This is a genomic window from Treponema sp. R6D11 (assembly GCF_054786075.1).
The window spans coordinates 1-394 of sequence record NZ_BDHD01001076.1 but is presented as its reverse complement, the minus strand read 5'-3'; the positions used below and the strand labels follow the sequence as shown (position 1 = coordinate 394).

Genomic DNA, 394 nt, shown 5'->3' with positions numbered 1-394 from the left:
CCTTAAAGCTTCGGTCTGGTCGTCGCGCGATAACGCGTCCGCGTGACGTGACCTTAATTCCTGTATTTCCTTTGTCATCTTGTCAATATCGCTCTGTACTTTGGCGCTTTTTTCTTCAAACTGCCTTACAGCCCGCGAATCGCGGAAGAACGCCGTGTATACCTTCGGCATATCCACAACGGCAAAACGGGTTAGCTGTTGCGAGTATAATACGCAGGAAACGTTTAATAAAATAAAAATTAATATTCTTTTCATAATTACCCCTAATATGATAGCACAAATGATATGACAAGATCGAGTCCCTTTCTGGGATTATCATTGTCTCCGCCAATCTGTCCAGATTGCCATTGAAATTCCCCGTCTTCGAACTTGAAACGTTTTGCAAGCATAATAC

Annotated in this window: 1 protein-coding gene; it reads right to left on the bottom strand. The window is 42.9% G+C overall.

Annotated elements, in window-relative coordinates:
* The coding region (locus ACYVTD_RS17555; RefSeq protein ID WP_461248910.1) for an OmpH/Skp family outer membrane protein at positions 1-255 on the bottom strand (255 nt) is incomplete at its 3' end.
* Between the last annotated feature and the right edge of the window lie 139 nt (positions 256-394).